The 15,478-nt window shown below is 61.8% G+C and carries 18 protein-coding genes; 12 read left to right on the forward strand and 6 right to left on the reverse strand.

The genetic code is table 11. The features are described 5' to 3' along the window. The first annotated feature begins 25 nt into the window (after positions 1-25). Positions 26-265 (forward strand): hypothetical protein, encoded by a 240-nt coding sequence (locus tag PMI07_RS21095; RefSeq protein WP_007751949.1) that lies wholly within the window; start codon positions 26-28, stop codon positions 263-265. 112 nt (positions 266-377) lie between these two features. On the opposite strand, the gene PMI07_RS21100 is transcribed toward PMI07_RS21095, so the two are convergent. Next, positions 378-593, reverse strand: coding sequence for a hypothetical protein (locus PMI07_RS21100; protein WP_007751947.1), 216 nt, complete (start codon positions 591-593; stop codon positions 378-380). Between the two features lie 223 nt (positions 594-816). Here PMI07_RS21100 and PMI07_RS21105 point away from each other — a divergent pair, with 223 nt between their 5' ends. Continuing rightward, entirely contained in the window at positions 817-1,071 is a 255-nt protein-coding gene (locus PMI07_RS21105; RefSeq protein WP_007751945.1) for a DUF982 domain-containing protein, read from the forward strand. Between the two features lie 88 nt (positions 1,072-1,159). On the opposite strand, the gene PMI07_RS34410 is transcribed toward PMI07_RS21105, so the two are convergent. Further along, positions 1,160-1,360, reverse strand: a complete 201-nt coding sequence (locus tag PMI07_RS34410; RefSeq protein ID WP_007751939.1) for a hypothetical protein — start codon at positions 1,358-1,360, stop codon at positions 1,160-1,162. 366 nt (positions 1,361-1,726) lie between these two features. Between PMI07_RS34410 and PMI07_RS21115 the strand changes: the two genes are divergently transcribed. From PMI07_RS21115 to PMI07_RS21145, 7 genes are all read left to right on the forward strand, one after another. After that, positions 1,727-3,535: a diguanylate cyclase gene (locus PMI07_RS21115; protein WP_007751937.1), complete on the forward strand. Its 1,809-nt coding sequence runs from the start codon at positions 1,727-1,729 to the stop codon at positions 3,533-3,535. A 144-nt stretch (positions 3,536-3,679) separates the two neighbouring features. Then, a complete protein-coding gene (locus PMI07_RS21120; protein ID WP_007751935.1) occupies positions 3,680-5,179 on the forward strand; it encodes an ATP-binding protein in 1,500 nt (499 codons plus the stop codon). Beyond that, positions 5,176-5,619, forward strand: coding sequence for a response regulator (locus tag PMI07_RS21125; protein ID WP_007751932.1), 444 nt, complete (start codon positions 5,176-5,178; stop codon positions 5,617-5,619). Before PMI07_RS21120 ends, PMI07_RS21125 begins: the two co-directional genes overlap by 4 nt. Positions 5,620-5,628: 9 nt before the next feature. Further along, positions 5,629-6,657, forward strand: a complete 1,029-nt coding sequence (locus PMI07_RS21130; protein ID WP_007751931.1) for a histidine kinase dimerization/phosphoacceptor domain -containing protein — start codon at positions 5,629-5,631, stop codon at positions 6,655-6,657. A 264-nt stretch (positions 6,658-6,921) separates the two neighbouring features. Continuing rightward, entirely contained in the window at positions 6,922-8,205 is a 1,284-nt protein-coding gene (locus PMI07_RS21135; protein WP_024164005.1) for a hemolysin family protein, read from the forward strand. After that, on the forward strand, positions 8,205-8,804 hold the full coding sequence (locus PMI07_RS21140) for a 5-formyltetrahydrofolate cyclo-ligase (RefSeq protein ID WP_007772704.1): 600 nt from the start codon (positions 8,205-8,207) through the stop codon (positions 8,802-8,804). The genes PMI07_RS21135 and PMI07_RS21140 overlap by 1 nt, the downstream gene beginning before the upstream one ends. Before the next feature lie 2 nt (positions 8,805-8,806). Then, positions 8,807-9,631 (forward strand): TIGR00282 family metallophosphoesterase, encoded by an 825-nt coding sequence (locus PMI07_RS21145; protein ID WP_024164006.1) that lies wholly within the window; start codon positions 8,807-8,809, stop codon positions 9,629-9,631. A gap of 164 nt (positions 9,632-9,795) precedes the next feature. Here PMI07_RS21145 and PMI07_RS35775 read toward each other — a convergent pair whose 3' ends face one another. The 3 genes from PMI07_RS35775 to PMI07_RS21155 all read right to left on the reverse strand — a co-directional run bounded on the left by PMI07_RS35775 (position 9,796) and on the right by PMI07_RS21155 (position 11,013). Further along, positions 9,796-10,095, reverse strand: a complete 300-nt coding sequence (locus PMI07_RS35775; RefSeq protein WP_037087746.1) for a hypothetical protein — start codon at positions 10,093-10,095, stop codon at positions 9,796-9,798. Positions 10,096-10,097: 2 nt separating this feature from the next. After that, entirely contained in the window at positions 10,098-10,307 is a 210-nt protein-coding gene (locus PMI07_RS35020) for a hypothetical protein (RefSeq protein ID WP_197032549.1), read from the reverse strand. A 106-nt stretch (positions 10,308-10,413) separates the two neighbouring features. Further along, positions 10,414-11,013, reverse strand: a complete 600-nt coding sequence (locus tag PMI07_RS21155) for a hypothetical protein (RefSeq protein ID WP_024164007.1) — start codon at positions 11,011-11,013, stop codon at positions 10,414-10,416. 201 nt (positions 11,014-11,214) lie between these two features. Here PMI07_RS21155 and PMI07_RS21160 point away from each other — a divergent pair, with 201 nt between their 5' ends. Then, the gene (locus PMI07_RS21160; RefSeq protein ID WP_007759783.1) at positions 11,215-13,149 is read left to right on the forward strand and encodes a DEAD/DEAH box helicase; all 1,935 of its coding nucleotides are present in this window, start codon (positions 11,215-11,217) and stop codon (positions 13,147-13,149) included. Positions 13,150-13,226: 77 nt separating this feature from the next. On the opposite strand, the gene PMI07_RS21165 is transcribed toward PMI07_RS21160, so the two are convergent. Continuing rightward, positions 13,227-13,958, reverse strand: coding sequence for a dienelactone hydrolase family protein (locus tag PMI07_RS21165; RefSeq protein ID WP_007759785.1), 732 nt, complete (start codon positions 13,956-13,958; stop codon positions 13,227-13,229). Between the two features lie 204 nt (positions 13,959-14,162). Between PMI07_RS21165 and PMI07_RS21170 the strand changes: the two genes are divergently transcribed. After that, entirely contained in the window at positions 14,163-15,008 is an 846-nt protein-coding gene (locus tag PMI07_RS21170) for an MBL fold metallo-hydrolase (RefSeq protein ID WP_007759786.1), read from the forward strand. Between the two features lie 139 nt (positions 15,009-15,147). After that, a complete protein-coding gene (locus tag PMI07_RS21175; RefSeq protein ID WP_007759787.1) occupies positions 15,148-15,363 on the forward strand; it encodes a hypothetical protein in 216 nt (71 codons plus the stop codon). The last annotated feature ends 115 nt before the right edge of the window (positions 15,364-15,478 follow it).

Below are 15,478 nucleotides of genomic sequence, written 5' to 3' on the forward strand. Positions count from 1 at the left end.
CATTGAGGATGGTGTGGAGTGGCGAATGTTTTTCGTATCAGTCACGGGTGATGACGAGTTTCTGGCAGATAGCATCAAGATTGAAAACGGGAAGTTATACGCGACTGTAATCGGCGGCACACGGGCCTATAAGCTGTCGACCGTCGTGGAAGTCGCGCCCGTTGAACTGGAGAGCCGGAGCCCGGTCGAGCGTATCGAGAAAGTCGCAGCGGCCATGAAAGACCTGTTTGATTTACAGGGTCCCTCGGCAAACCCCATATCGTAGAACGTTCCTTCGGGAGGCGGAATCTCAGCACTCTCCAATGTTCGAGTTGATTGGTTCAGCTTGTAGGAAGGCCTGCCTATCTCCTGAGGAAAACAGGTTGACGACATAGACGCTAACTATCGGCGTAGTCCTGTTCGATCAGGAGGATGGCATCCCGCATCTTCATCACCTGCCGCTGGATTTGCTCCTCTGATAACGGCGGGTCTCTCTTTTCCAACTGATAGATCAGTTTGTCGCGCACCCGCTGATAAACAGCTGCCCGGTCGCCAGCCGATTGTTCGGGCAGGTTTTCAATCATCGCCCGTAATAGGGCAGTAAAAGCAGTCATATTGCCTCGGAAAAAGGGCTCGGCAGCCGTAGCTGTGAACCTGGATAAGCCGCGACCGAAACTAGTGCTGCTCGTTCTTCCGGCAAGTCATGCTAACGAGCTAGCCGAGCGCCGCCTAAAGGGTCATGTCGCAGCCGACTCATACCTTCTCTACCGCTCAAGTGGATGATGACAACCGCCGGCGTGCGGGCTTAGCTAGGCCCAAATGAAGGGGGAGAAAACCATGAGCGTAGTAGTTACGACAAGTGCGAGCTGGCGTGCGCCAGTGCTGATCCGGATTGGATTTGGTTCGTCGGAAGCCGTGCGGAGCCCATCTGAAGCCCTCGATTATTTGGTCGAGCGGTGGCCCCGTGAGGTCGGCGATCATCACAAGATTGCGCTTCACAAATGTCTTGTTGCGACGACCGGAGCAATTCCGGTGGAGGTTGCGCGGGAAGCATTTATCTCCGCTGCGATCGAGGCCTATGTACTAGCGTAGTAATCAACAGGCCTCACCAATCGCCATGGACAAGGCCCGAAAGTTGCTCTTCCGCGTAGACTTCGTTGTCGTTTGCGAGATGACGCTTTTACTCATATTTCGGCTTCCAACCGCGAACATATCCACGGCTCACAAGCTGCTCGACAATGGCAAGCTCGCCGCGAAGGTTCCGACAATCATCCAGGAGCGACTTCACGGATTCGAGGGCATCTCCGCCATGAAAAGCCAGCACCTCTTCAAGCTCGGTGCGGGCTTGCTCTTTTTCCGCGTCCTTCTGAACCGCTGACATGATTTCTCCTTCGCGCCGAAGCGCGTTCTAACCTGTGCGTAAACTGTGGATGGCGGTCCGCTGTCGGCGTATCGTGTTCCCTTTATGTTCCGTTTAGCCGTTAGAGTCAAGGGCGGGGTCAACCTCGCACGAAACTATCGAATAGGAACGTCAGTGGATGGCAATTCGTCCCTGCGTAATTACGAGAGAAACGCAATTCAGCGGTTGAAAATTTTGACACCTGTGAGCATCCGGACGTCGCGCAGGTGGACCATGAATTTAAGTGAATCCTAATTTATTTACCATGCCGCGGACTTGGCGGCGCGTGATCGCAGTTTGGGCGATAGTCTTAATCCTCTTTTCAAACGACGGGACTATTTTCCCGACATGCGCATCAACGAGATCACCAATTGGGCCTACGGCGTCACGGTCGTCCTGACCGTGCTGTCGGGCACTGCCTTCCTGCTGTCTGCAAGGAGCGCCGACCAGGAGCGGATCGCCGTCGAGGAGCACCTTTCCCTCGACGAACTTTCCGAAGGTTTGGCACTCGGCGCGGAAGAGCGCACGGATGAAGCCCGGCTTTACGTGATGCGCGGCGAGGACCGCCATCTTCAGGCTTTCCGTCGCAAGGAGGCCGAGGAACAGCGGCTTGAACAGGCCATCAAGGGCATAAAGGCGCTCGGCGCCTCCGATGCCGAGTTTGCCGCATTGGTCGAGGTAGGGCAGGATGCGGATGCTCTCGATCAGCTCGAAGAGGCGGCTGTCGCTGCCTACCAGAACGGCGACCGGGCCGGGGCGCAGGAGACATTGTTCGGCCCCGAGCATGACCGCCTTCAGACGGGGCTCCTGGAAACCGTCACCCGCTTCCGCGAACTGGTGAAGGCGCGCACCGGGACCGCAGTCGCGTTCGCGCAGTCGCGCAGCGACTGGTGGGGTTTTGCCGCCAAGACGATGCTTGCCATCACTGCCGCACTTTTCCTCGGCGTCCTCTATTTCGTGCTGAAGCGCCGCGTCGCCATGCCGCTCACCCGCATGACCGGTATCGTCACGCGGCTCGCCCGGCAGGACTATGCGGTGGAAGTGCCCCTCGACCGCCGGCGGGACGAGATCGGCGAAATGAACCAGGCCATCCACATTTTCCGCGAAAACGGGCTGGAGCGGGATCGTCTCGATGCCGAACGGCGGGCCGACCAGCTGACCAAGGATCTCATTCTGCAGATGATGCACCGCCTGCAGGCCTGCCAGGCGCAGGGCGAGCTGGCGGATGTCGTCTCCCGTTTCGCGCCGCAGATCTTTCCGAACCTTGCCGGCCAGCTTTATGTGCTGAACGACAGCCGAACGCTGCTCACCGAGATAGGCTCCTGGCTCGACCCGCAGCTTTCGGGGGCGTCCTTCCCGACCAGCGCCTGCTGGGGATTGCGCCGCGGGCGACCGCACCTGAGCCATCACGGCCAAGGCGACATTCCCTGTCAGCATCTCGGCGAAAGCGATGTCGCCGGGCTCTGCGTGCCCCTGACGGCGCAGGGCGATTCGATCGGCCTTCTCTATTTCGAAGAGCGTCCCGGCCATCAGATGGCGGCGGAAGGCTCGCGCCTCTACCTCGAACTGATCGCCGAGAATATCGGCCTTGCGGTCGCCAACCTGCAGCTTCGCGACAGGCTGACCAACCTCGCCGTGCGCGATGCGCTGACCGGCCTTCTCAACCGCCGCTGCCTCGACGAGACACTTGCGCGCCACGGGCGCGATCATGCGGGCCAGCCGCTCGCCTGCCTGATGATGGATATCGACCGCTTCAAGCGCTTCAACGACGAGTTCGGGCACGACGCCGGCGACGTGGTGATGCAATATGTCGCGCAGATGATGTTCGATACCGTCGGCCAGGCGGGGACCTGTTACCGCTTCGGCGGCGAGGAATTCACGATACTCCTGCCGGATACGGCGGAGGCCGCCGCCTTCGAGCTTGCCGAACGGCTGCGGCAAAAGATCGCCACCACGCCGCTTTCGCACGGCGGCCGCATCCTCGGCCTGGTGTCGGTTTCGATCGGCGTCGCGGGCTCGCCCGTCGAGGGGCCGGTGTCGACGCTGCTGACGCGGGCGGATGCCGCACTTCTCGAAGCCAAGGCCGGTGGGCGGAATCAGACCGTGCTTGCCGGCGCGGTAAAACTTAACGAGCAGGCGAGCCGCACCTCGGCTTGAAACAGATCGGCGATAGAACGCCGCGGCAGCCGATGTCCACTCTTGATCTGCCCATTCTTCAGCCTTTGCTTGACAACCGACGCGGTAGCGACAAGTTCTGCCCTCCATTCACTTGCCCTCCCGTTCACTTGCCGGCCGGTATCCATGCCCTTTTCGAATTCCACCTTCGCCCGATCCTCGCTGCTGATGCTTCTGGTCGGAGGCGCCGTCCTGGTGGCGATCGTGCTGTCGTCCTTTTTCCTTGCGCGCACGACGCAGGTCTATTTCCAGGACGTGGTGAAGCTGCGCGAGCTGCGAAGCGCCGCCGCCGACATCCAGCTTTTCCTGCGTGCGGCCGAATCCGGCCAGCGCGGCTACGTGCTGACGCAGGATGCCGAATTCCTGAAGCCCTATACGACTGCGAGTGCGGGCATTCCGCGACTGCGCGAGCGGTTGAAGACGTCTGCCGACAACCTGGGCGGCATGCAGGTTCCCTTTGCCGAACTCGATCCGCTGATCGACGACAAGCTCGCAGAAATGCAGTCGACGGTGGAGATGGTGCAGAAGGGCAATGCCGTCGGGGCGATCGAAGTCGTCCGCGGCGCCTACGGCCGCCAGCTGATGGAAGGCATCACGGCGATCCTCGGCAGACTGATCCGCGACCTGGATGTGCGGCTCGGGGCCGGCATCGACGATCTCAACGATTCGGCGTCGGCGCTGCAATGGATCACCATCGGCGGCGGCCTGATGATCATCCTGGTCATCGGCGGCGCGATCCTGATCGTTGGCCAGCATGTCCGCGAGCTTCAACGGGCCCGGTCCGAAGTCGAACTGCTCAATGAAGGGCTTGAGGAACGCGTCACGGAGCGCACCGAGGATCTGATCCAGGCAAACCGCGAGATCCAGCGCTATGCCTATATCGTCTCTCACGACCTGCGCGCGCCGCTGGTCAACATCATGGGTTTCACCAGCGAGCTCGACACGACGCTGAAATCGATCCGCACCTATGTGCTGGCCGAAGGCGCGCCGCTGTCCGAGAGCGACGTGAACGACGCCCGCGTCGCCGTCGAGGAGGATCTGCCGGAGGCGATCGCCTTCATCCGCTCCTCCACCAAGAAGATGGACGGGCTGATCAACGCCATCCTGAAGATTTCCCGCGACGGACGGCGCGAGCTGAAGCCGGAGAGGATCGATCTCGGGGAGCAGCTGGAAGCGACGGCCGCCAGCGTCTATCACCAGGTGAGCGAAGCGGGCGGCGAGGTGAATATTTCGGTCGGCCAGGCGCGTGGCCTTATTACCGACCGATTTTCAATGGAACAGATTTTCGGCAATCTCTTCGACAATGCGGTGAAGTACAAGCATCCGGAACGGCCGCTGAACCTTTCGGTCAAGGCCATGCCGATCGGCCGCGCTACGATCAGAATAGAGGTTGCGGACAACGGCCGGGGCATCGCCCCGGAGGATCACGAGAGGGTTTTCGAGCTTTTCCGCCGCTCGGGGGTTCAGGACCAGCAGGGCGAGGGCATCGGCCTTGCGCATGTGCGTTCATTAGTTAGAAATTTAGGCGGTGAGATTACGGTGACGTCCACATTGGGCGGCGGGACGACATTCGTCATCCGGCTGCCCACGGATTTGTCCCAGTATGTCAGGAGTAACGGGTCATGAAGGCTGCCGGCAAAGAAGTCACCATCGTGATGATCGAGGACGATGAAGGTCATGCGCGCCTGATCGAGAAGAATGTCCGTCGCGCAGGCGTCAACAACGAGATCGTTCCTTTTACCAACGGCAATGCGGCTCTCGATTTTATTCTTGGCGCGGACCGTTCCGGAAACTCAAACCAGGATCGCCATCTGCTGATCCTTCTCGACCTCAACCTGCCGGACATGTCGGGTATTGACATCCTGGAGAAGGTGAAGTCCAACCCTCATTCCAAGCGTCTGCCGGTGGTCATCCTCACGACCACGGACGATGAGCGGGAGATCCAGCGCTGCTACGATCTCGGCGCCAACGTCTATATCACCAAGCCGGTGGACTACGACAGTTTTGCGCATGCCATCCGACAGCTCGGGCTGTTCTTTGCCGTCATGCAGATACCCGGACAATAACGAGACGCGATGCCGCAAACCATACTCTATGTCGACGACGACCTTGCTCTTGCTCGACTGGCCGAACGCCATTTCGGGCGCGCCGGCTATCAGGTTGTCCATGCCGTCAACGCGGCATCGGCAATGGAGGCGGTTGAAAAGGGCGGTGTCGACGCGATCGTCCTCGATCACTACCTGAAGACCGAAACCGGGCTCGACATCCTTCACAGGCTGAGGGATCAGGGCTCGGCCATTCCGGTCATCTACGTCACCGGTTCCAGCGACGCGACGATCGCCATCGATGCGCTGAAGAGCGGCGCGTCCGACTATGTCATCAAGACGGTGGGCGAAGAGTTCTGGCCGCTGATGGAGAGCGCGATTGCGCAAGGCATCGCCAATGCCGAATTGCGGCGGGCCAAGGAAAAGGCCGAGCAGGAGATCCGCCTCGGCAAGGAACGCGCCGAGGTTCTGCTCGCCGAGGTGAACCATCGGGTGGCAAACAGCCTGGCACTGGTTGCGGCGCTCATCCGCCTGCAGGCGTCCAGCAGCAAGAACGACGACGTGAAGGCAGCGCTTTCCGAGACCCAGGCACGCATCAGCGCGATCGCCGGTATGCATCGCAGCCTCTACACGTCCGACGACGTCCGGCATGTGGAGATGGACAAATATCTGGGCACCCTGGTGCGCGAGGTGCAGGGTTCCGTCAACGACGACCAGGGGCCGTCGATCCGCCTCGAGGCCGAACCGTTGTCGCTGACCTCCGACCGCGCCGTCTCGGTCGGCATGATCGTTACGGAACTGCTCACCAATGCGCTGAAATACGCCTATCCGGCCGGCACCGAAGGCGAAGTGCGGGTGCTGCTCAAGCGTCAGGACGAGGGCAGCGCGCTTCTCGCCGTCGAGGACGACGGGATCGGCTGGCGCGAGGGCGACGCGCCCAAGGGCACCGGGCTCGGCAGCCGTATCGTCAAGTCGATGGCCGCGACGCTTGGCTCGACGATCCACTATGTGCCTTCTCTTTCCGGCACCCGCGCCGAGTTGACGGTCAGCCTCCACTAGGCTGCGGGATAAGCAGTTGCGCGGTTTTTGCAACGGCCCAAGCCGTTCATTTTGTTCCCACCATTGCAATGCCCGAATGGCGACCCTATGATTTCGCGATGCGAGTGAAGGTGCATAGCTCCGAGAACCGGCCTCGGTTCTCTGAACTGTGCGCGAAACATCGCGGACGAGGCGCTTCGGCGCGGTCGTATTGATGCGGGCTGATCTTGCGATCGGCACATTCGTTTCGCGTGCAGGCATATTGTTCCAATCAAAGAGTTTCTCTTGTTAACCGAAATACTCATCGTCATTGCCCTCACCGTTTTGAACGGTGTCCTCGCGATGTCGGAACTTGCCGTCGTCTCTTCCCGCCCGGTGCGGCTTCGGATCATGGCCGAGCAAGGTAACCGCGGCGCGGCAACAGCCATACGGCTTGCGGAAGATCCCGGCCGCTTCCTCTCCTCGGTCCAGATCGGCATCACCCTTGTCGGCGTGCTGTCCGGCGCATTCTCGGGCGCCACGCTCGGCGCGCGGCTGACCACCTGGCTGGAAGCGCAGGGAATGTCCGACAATCTCGCCGACTGGCTGGGCGTCGGTACCGTCGTCGTCGTCATCACCTATCTGTCGCTGATCATCGGCGAACTGGTGCCGAAGCAGATTGCGCTTCGGGCGCCGGAAGCGGTTGCCGCCCGGGTCGCGCCAGCCATGAAACTGCTGGCGACGGTCGGCGCTCCGATCGTCTGGTTCCTCGATGTTTCCGGCCGGCTGGTTCTGACCATGCTCGGCCAGCGGGGCGAGTCGGGCGAGCGGGTCACCGACGAGGAAATCCGCACCGTGCTGGCCGAAGCCCAGAGCGCCGGCGTCATCGAGACGGAAGAATCCGCGATGATCTCCGGCGTCATGCGGCTTGCCGACCGCACCGCGCGCGGCCTGATGACGCCGCGCCGCGATGTCGAGGTCATCGATATCGAGGACAATTCGGATGAGATCCGCGAGCAGCTTCGCGCCACCCAGCGCTCCCGCCTGCCGATCCGCAACGGCAGTTCGGACGAGATCATGGGCACGCTTTTTGTCAAGGACGCCTATGACTTCATCGCCGGCGGCAAGACGCTGGATATCCGCGGCATCATGCGCGAGGCGCCCGTCGTCTCCGACCTGACCGGCGCGCTCGACGTCATCCAGGCGCTGCGCCGCGCGCCGGCCCATATGGTGCTGGTCTACGACGAATACGGCCATTTCGAAGGCATCATCACGTCGGGCGACATCCTCGAGGCGATCACCGGCGTCTTCCAGGAGGAGGAGGACGAAGAACCTGCGATCGTGTCGCGTGACGACGGTTCTTTCCTGATCGCCGGCTGGATGCCGGTCGACGAATTCGCCGACCAGATGGGTTTTTCGCTCGGAGACGATCCGGGTTATGAGACGGTCGCGGGCTTCGTGCTCGACGAGATGAAGCGCCTGCCGGAACTCGGCGAGAGCTTCACCAAGAACGGCTGGACATTCGAGGTCATCGATCTCGACGGCCGCCGCATCGACAAGCTGCTGGTCAAGCGGTCGGACAGGCTGTGATGGACGGCTTGACGACCAAGGCGGAGCTTCGCGCCGGGCGGCTCGCCGCACGGGACGCCATCCCGCCGGTCGATCGCATCGAAAAGAGCCTTGTCATCGCATCGCACGGGGCAGAGGTGATCAGCTTCGAGGCCGGCGCGATTGTCTCCGGCTTCCTGCCGATCCGCTCGGAAGTCGATGTGCGGCCGCTGATGGCCTATCTGCGCGACCGCAGCGCGCGGCTCTGCGTGCCGGTCATCCTCGACAAGCAGACCATCATTTTTCGCGAGCTGGTGCGCGGCGCCGAGCTGGTGCCGGGCGTGTTCGGCACGTTCGGGCCGGGGCCCGACGCGGCGGAGCTCGAGCCGCAGGTGATGCTGGTGCCGCTGTCAGCCTTCGACGCGGCGGGGCACCGGATCGGCTATGGCGGCGGTTATTACGACCGGGCGATCCATCGCCTGCAGCAAAAAGGCCTGAACCCGAAGCTGATCGGGATTGCCTTCGACTGCCAGGAAGTGGCATCTGTTCCCACTGAACCTCACGATATCAGACTAGACGCTGTCCTGACGGAGAGCGGTTACCGGCCCTTCGAAGATATGGGCCGCGCACAGATTGGATAAGAATGCGCCTTTTGTTCCTGGGTGACATGGTGGGCAAGACCGGCCGCGTGGCGGTATGGGAAAAGCTGCCCGGCCTCGTCGCCGACCTCAATCTCGACTTCGTCATCGTCAACGGCGAGAATGCCGCCGGCGGCTTCGGCATTACCGAGGATATCTTTCTTGAGACGATCAATGCCGGCGCCGACGTGGTGACGACCGGCAACCATGTCTGGGACCAGAAGGAAGCGGTGAGCTTTGCCGGCCGCCACGAGCAGTTTCTGCGCCCTGCCAACTATCCCGCCGGCACGCCGGGCAAGGGATCGGGCATCTTTTACGCCCGCAATGGCGCACGTATTCTGGTCGCCAACATCATGGGGCGGGTGTTCATGCATCCCGAACTCGACGACCCCTTCAAGAGCGCCGAGACGATCCTTGCCGCGGCACCCCTGAAGGAACAGGCCGACGCGATCATCTTCGACTTCCATGCGGAGGCGACCAGCGAAAAGCAGTGCTTCGGGCATTTCGTCGACGGCCGCGCCAGCCTGGTGGTCGGCACCCACACGCATGTGCCGACGGCCGATTGCCAGATCCTCAACGGCGGCACCGGCTACATGTCGGATGCCGGCATGTGCGGCGACTACGATAGTTCGCTCGGCATGGACAAGGAAGAGCCGCTCAACCGCTTCATTTCGAAAATGCCGAAGGGCCGTTTCGAGGCGGCGACCGGACCCGCGACCATCTGCGGCCTCGGCATCGAGATTTCAGATACGACCGGGCTTGCGGAAAAGATCGAGCCGCTCCGGATCGGGCCGCGGCTTGCGGAGACCATTCCGTCCTTCTGGCGGTGATAGAAGGACAGCTATCTTGAGCCGCCGGATAAGGGTGAATATCTCAACATACGATCACTTCGAGATATTCGGGTGAGGCGAGATCTAGCATGACGGTATCGCGCGTTATGATGGGGACTTTCTTGATCCGTGCGGTGGCGATCAGGTAGCAGTCGCCCGGGTCCTTATGTCCGGTATCCATCACCACGGCCGCTGCCTCGCAGGCGATGCGATGCTTGATTGGAACAATTTTCGTCCCGGTTGCCGCGACGGCCCTCGAAAACCATTGGGCCGGCGATTTTTGGCGGGTCCCTGTGTGCCGGCTTACGGGAAGCGATTGTCAACTCCCAGGCTGTAATTGGTGACACGTAGAGTGTGCCCGCAGTCTGGTTGTCGGCGATCGCGATGAGCGCTTCTTCCGACAGCGTCTCGACAGCCGTTACCAGCCAATAAAACGTATGGGTATCGAGCAGCGCGCCCGGCAAGATCAGTTCTTCACGGAGAACTTACGCGACCTGGATGGGTCGTCTTCAAGGGCCTGTTCGGCAATCGGCTTCGTGAGATCGACGCTCTTCTTGAGAGGGAGCTGCGACGACTTCATCGAGTCGGCACCGCGCACTTCGACAAAGCGGCCGCTCTTTGAATCGCGCACCACCCACTTGCCAGTCGGTTCTCGTTTGAGTTCTGCCTTTGCCACGGCTCTTTATATAGCGCGCAATCGTTGCCAGAGCCAGTCCTGAGAAGGTTTTGATCGGAGGCCCGATTGCGTTGGGCGGAGATCGTGCCGTGCCTCCGACGTCCGGCTAAAGTTGCTGCCGGAGAAAAAACCATTCCTCGAATTCCGCGGTGGTCTTCACGTCATGATCGAGCACGGCCTCGTAGACGAGCGCGCTCGGCGCCGGCTTGCCGTCCTTCGGCGTCGTGGCGGCGAGTTCGGCCTTGATGGCGAGGATCGTTTTCCGAACCGTGTCGGTCAAGCGCGGCAGGAGCGTCTTCAGGTGTCTGAGGTCGGGCTGGCGGTCCGGTTCGTCGATGAACCAGATGTCGAAATTCCAGTCCTCGCCCTTTTCCGTCCGATAGGTGAGGCCAAGATAGAGGCCGTCCGGGTAGTTTTGCGGCTCGATGTTCCAGACGCCGCTGTCGTTGCGGTAGCGTAGCGCGCCGACGTGGCTGTCGAGCATCAGTTCGCCGGCGATCTCGGCGACGGTTCGGCGGGGGGCGGGGTCCAGCCTTTCGCAAGCCACGGTGATGTCGATGTCGCGGCGGACCATCAGGCCGAGCGCGGAGCTTCCGACCCGGACCGGATCGCCTGCGGTGCGAAGCAGGGCGTCGAGGCCGAGGGCGCTGACGATCGCATCCGCCTGCGCTTGCAGTTCGGCCTGCTTTTCCAAAATGCCCGGCATGGCCTTCTCCGCTCGATTTCCTCCCAACGGTAGATTTACGTCAGATATTAAGCTTATGGCGTCAATAGCGGCCCCGGCCGATGCCCCGCATGGACATGCTCTTTGACATTTGCGCTGCAAAAAAGTAGGAACGGCGCAAGTTCGGCTGCGAGTGTTGCAGCCACAGCGCTTTGCGCGCGGCAATCCGAAAGACAGATTTAGATGACCGACTACAACGGCGCCGTTCCGGCGATCGCCAAGGCATTGGCGAAACGGGGCTATGTTACGCTGACCCCCGTCCAGAAATCCATGCTGGACCCGGCTCTCATCCTCTCCGATGCGCTGGTTTCGGCCCAGACCGGCTCGGGCAAGACCGTCGCCTTCGGGCTTGCGATCGCACCGACACTGCTCGGCGACGCGGAGAAGTTCGGCCCGGCGCGGCAGCCCCTGGCGCTCGTCATCGCCCCGACCCGCGAACTGGCGATGCAGGTCACCCGCGAGCTTGAATGGCTCTACGAGATGACCGGTGCGGTCATCACCAGCTGCGTCGGCGGCATGGATATCCGCAGCGAACGGCGCGCGCTCGAACGCGGCGCCCATATCGTCGTCGGCACGCCCGGCCGTCTCTGCGACCATATCCGCCGCCACGCGCTCGACATGTCGGCCCTGAAGGTCGCCGTGCTCGACGAGGCGGACGAGATGCTCGATCTGGGTTTCCGCGAGGACCTGGAATTCATCCTGGAATCGGCCCCCGCCGAGCGCCGCACCCTGATGTTCTCGGCAACCGTTCCTGCCGCCATTGCCAAGCTCGCCAAGAGCTACCAGCGCGATGCGGTCCGCATCGCGACGTCTGCCGAGGAAAAGCAGCATGTCGATATCGAATATCGCGCGCTCACTGTGGCATCGGCCGACCGTGAGAATGCGATCATCAACGTGCTTCGTTATTACGAAGCCACCAATGCGATCGTGTTCTGCTCGACGCGTGCGGCCGTCAACCATCTGACGGCGCGGTTCAACAACCGCAATTTCGCGGTCGTGGCGCTCTCCGGCGAGTTGACGCAGAACGAGCGGACCCATGCGCTGCAGGCGATGCGCGACGGACGCGCCCGCGTCTGCATCGCGACCGACGTCGCCGCCCGCGGCATCGATCTGCCGGGCCTCGACCTCGTCATCCATGCCGACCTGCCGAGCAACCCGGAAACGCTGCTCCACCGCAGCGGCCGCACCGGCCGCGCCGGGCGCAAGGGCATCAGCGCACTGATCGTGCCGGTCAATGCCCGCCGCAAGGCCGAGCGCCTGCTCGGCGGTGCCGGCATTTCCGCCACCTGGGCCCGCCCGCCGTCTGCCGAAGACGTGACGCGTCGCGACGACGAGCGTCTGCTGGCCGATCCGATTTTCACCGAAAAGCCGCGCGAGGAGGAGCAGGACCTCATCGCGAAGCTGGTCGAGAGCCATGGCGCGGAAAAGCTGGCTTCCGCCTTCGTCAATCTCTACCGCACCAAATATTCGGCGCCTGAGGATCTGATCGAGGTCTCGGTGCAGCAGGATACCCGCAAGCCGCGCGAGCGGACCGGCGGTGAGGGCGATTTCCCGATGACGCCGCGCCCGTCGCGCGACGAATTCGGCCCGGCCGTGTGGTTCTCCCTGTCGGTCGGCCGCAAGCAGAATGCTGAGCCGCGCTGGCTGATCCCGATGCTCTGCCGCAACGGCAACGTCACCAAGCGCGAGATCGGCGCGATCAAGATGCAGCAGGACGAAACCTTCGTCGAGATCGCCGCCGATCACGCCGACGCCTTCATGCAGGCGGTCGGCAAGGACAAGGCGCTGGAACGGGGCATCCGCGTCACCCGGCTGGCGAGCGCGCCGGACCTCAGCCGTCCGGCACCGGCCAAGCCCTATGTCAAGAAGTCCTACGACGATCGCCCGAAAGAGCCTCGCGGCGACGACTGGTCGAAGGGCAAGCCGCGGAAGAATACGTCCAACGCGGCCGGTCCGGGCGGCCCCAAGGCAGCCGAGGCTCGCGACGGAAAGCCCTTCAACAAGGACGCCAAGCCATTTCGCAAGGACGCCCAACCCTTCAAGAAGGACGACAAGCCTTTCAAGAAGAAGGACAAGCCGAAACTGGCCAACAGCAGCAATTTCGAGCGCCGGAAGTAGGCCAGGCACAGCGTGCCAACCGGAATTGCGAGATTTCAGTGAGACCAGGGGCGGCCCGAAGCCGCCCCTTTGTCGTTTCAGAGGGTCTCTTCAAACAGGGTGAGCAGGCGCTTGAAGTGGCGCTCGGAACCGTCCTTGTTGTAGACGCTGTGGTCCGGCACCGCCCAGCCATGCGCCATGCCGACATAGTTTTCGACCGCATGATCGACGCCGGCGACGCGAAAAGCTTCGGCGAAGCGGGCTGACTGTTCCGGGGGAAAGCTGTTGTCCACGCCGGCGACGCCTACATAGACGCGTGCCTTGATCCTGTCCGCCAGCCTGTGCGGGCTGTCCTGCGCCTCGCTTGCGAGATTGCCGCCGTGGAAACTCGCCGCCGCCTTGATGCGTTCCGGATAGTGGGCCGCGGCGGTGATCGCGCGGGCGCCGCCCATGCAGTAACCGACCGTTCCGATCGCGCCGGTAACGCCTTCGGCCTCCAGCGCTTCGATGAAGGCGGCGCCGTCCTGCGCCGTCAGTGCCTGGGTGGCTGTCTGCATCATGGCCCTGATCCGGGTTTTGGTACTTTCCTCGCTGAAGGCGGTCCGGGCGATGAACGGGCCATATTCGCCGGAGCGGTAGTAGAGGTCGGGAACGAGCACGGTGTAACCGGCATCGGCGATGCGCTGGCCCATCCAGTAGAGGGCCTCGCGGGGTCCGAAGGCATCCATGTAGAGGATGACGCCCTTGGTCGTCGCCGCGCCGTCTTCCGGCTTGATGACGGCAGCCTTGGCGGTGCCGTCCTGGGTCTTGATTGCAATCTCGTGCTTCATGAAAAATATCCTCTCGCGCTTTTCAATCCGGATGCCGGCAAACTCATGTCGGGCGTTGCCCCCGCTTCTCAATAATCAATTCCATGACCTCGACCAATGACAGAATTGTGAGGCCGGCCTTCGCGATTGCGGCTGGACCGACCTTTCGCATTGCCGCATGTTTTCGCCCGGGAATGAGCATGAACGCAGTTCTTTGGGATCAGCATGATGCTACGGGCTCTCGCACTCGGCCTTTCCGGCCTCCTTCTCTCCGCCTTGGCCGCGTTCGCTCAGGATGGCCTGCCCGTCAGTCAGTGCCAGGCGATCGCCCAGAAGCTGCCCAGCGTCACCTTTGCGAGCTTCAATCCCGCGGGCCTGCAGTTCGCCCAGGCGAAGAAGAGCCTTGCGCTGGCCGAGAGGGAAGAGGTGAAGATCACCTTTGTCGGGCATTCCACCTATTTCATCGAGACGCCCGGCGGGATCGGTATCGCCACCGACTATAGCGGCGCCTACCGGCCGTCGCGCCTGCCCGACGTCGCGACCATGAACAAGGCGCATTCCACCCATTTTACACTCAGCCCCGATTCCGGGATCAAGCATGTCCTGCATGGCTGGGGTGCGGTGCCGGGCGAAAAGATCCAGCACAAGCTGATGGTGGGGGACGTCTATATCCGCAACGTCATGTCGGATATCCGCAACTGGGGCGGCGGCATCGAGGAGAACGGCAATTCGATCTTCATCTTCGAGGTGGCGGGCCTGTGCATCGGCCATCTCGGCCATCTGCATTTCGAGTTGAACGAGGCCCAGTATACCGAGATCGGCCGCCTCGACATCCTGATGGTGCCGGTCGACGGCGGGTTGACGATGGGGGCGGACAGCATGAGCCGGGTGGTGCAGCGGCTGCGTTCGTCGCTCATCCTGCCGATGCATCGCTGGGGTCCGCCGCTCGACAATTTCATCGCCATGTTCGATGCCAAGTTCGACATCGCCTATGCGAAGGACCCGACGATCCGGGTATCGATGCGCAGCCTGCCGAAAAAGCCGACGATATTGGTGCCGCAGGGGCTCTAGTTCGCCACAGCCGATAGCTCACGCGACACATCAAATTTATGTAACAGCGGGCGTTGAATACGAGGAGTTGCTACGTGCTGGCAACCATACGTTAAGTCGTTGACTTTAAATAGCAAGTGTTCAGCTTTAGGGGGTTTTGATGGACAAATTTGTTGCCCTACTTGATGCTTACTCCGTATTTTGCGCGCTTATGATCGCTCCTCGCAGCCTCGTACAATTACGGGGTGGCAAGAACGTCTACGAACTTAAGAAGGATGCTGAGGCCAGGAGTTACAATACCTTTTGGGCTTTTGGGTACTACGGTGCGTTCGCCACCGCCGCGCTGTCTTTGATAATGAAGACATTCGTGATGTGATGCTTTCTGGGGGCGGGGACAGTCCGCGAATTGGTGGCAACCAAATTACCGCTCACTATCCCCGCAATCCTTGGAGTAGTACTACTGCAAGCGCTTCAACTAGACTATGGCTCGT

Origin of the sequence: Rhizobium sp. CF080 (assembly GCF_000282095.2) — a bacterium.
Taxonomy (GTDB): Bacteria; Pseudomonadota; Alphaproteobacteria; order Rhizobiales; family Rhizobiaceae; genus Neorhizobium.

What these genes read in the sequence shown, in the direction of transcription:
- PMI07_RS21095 (WP_007751949.1), top strand. Translation starts at nt 26, where the DNA reads ATGTTTTTCGTATCAGTCACGGGTGATGACGAGTTTCTGGCAGATAGC.
- PMI07_RS21100 (WP_007751947.1), bottom strand. Translation starts at nt 593, where the DNA reads ATGACTGCTTTTACTGCCCTATTACGGGCGATGATTGAAAACCTGCCC.
- PMI07_RS21105 (WP_007751945.1), top strand. Translation starts at nt 817, where the DNA reads ATGAGCGTAGTAGTTACGACAAGTGCGAGCTGGCGTGCGCCAGTGCTG.
- PMI07_RS34410 (WP_007751939.1), bottom strand. Translation starts at nt 1,360, where the DNA reads ATGTCAGCGGTTCAGAAGGACGCGGAAAAAGAGCAAGCCCGCACCGAG.
- PMI07_RS21115 (WP_007751937.1), top strand. Translation starts at nt 1,727, where the DNA reads ATGCGCATCAACGAGATCACCAATTGGGCCTACGGCGTCACGGTCGTC.
- PMI07_RS21120 (WP_007751935.1), top strand. Translation starts at nt 3,680, where the DNA reads ATGCCCTTTTCGAATTCCACCTTCGCCCGATCCTCGCTGCTGATGCTT.
- PMI07_RS21125 (WP_007751932.1), top strand. Translation starts at nt 5,176, where the DNA reads ATGAAGGCTGCCGGCAAAGAAGTCACCATCGTGATGATCGAGGACGAT.
- PMI07_RS21130 (WP_007751931.1), top strand. Translation starts at nt 5,629, where the DNA reads ATGCCGCAAACCATACTCTATGTCGACGACGACCTTGCTCTTGCTCGA.
- PMI07_RS21140 (WP_007772704.1), top strand. Translation starts at nt 8,205, where the DNA reads ATGGACGGCTTGACGACCAAGGCGGAGCTTCGCGCCGGGCGGCTCGCC.
- PMI07_RS21145 (WP_024164006.1), top strand. Translation starts at nt 8,807, where the DNA reads ATGCGCCTTTTGTTCCTGGGTGACATGGTGGGCAAGACCGGCCGCGTG.
- PMI07_RS21155 (WP_024164007.1), bottom strand. Translation starts at nt 11,013, where the DNA reads ATGCCGGGCATTTTGGAAAAGCAGGCCGAACTGCAAGCGCAGGCGGAT.
- PMI07_RS21160 (WP_007759783.1), top strand. Translation starts at nt 11,215, where the DNA reads ATGACCGACTACAACGGCGCCGTTCCGGCGATCGCCAAGGCATTGGCG.
- PMI07_RS21165 (WP_007759785.1), bottom strand. Translation starts at nt 13,958, where the DNA reads ATGAAGCACGAGATTGCAATCAAGACCCAGGACGGCACCGCCAAGGCT.
- PMI07_RS21170 (WP_007759786.1), top strand. Translation starts at nt 14,163, where the DNA reads ATGATGCTACGGGCTCTCGCACTCGGCCTTTCCGGCCTCCTTCTCTCC.
- PMI07_RS21175 (WP_007759787.1), top strand. Translation starts at nt 15,148, where the DNA reads ATGGACAAATTTGTTGCCCTACTTGATGCTTACTCCGTATTTTGCGCG.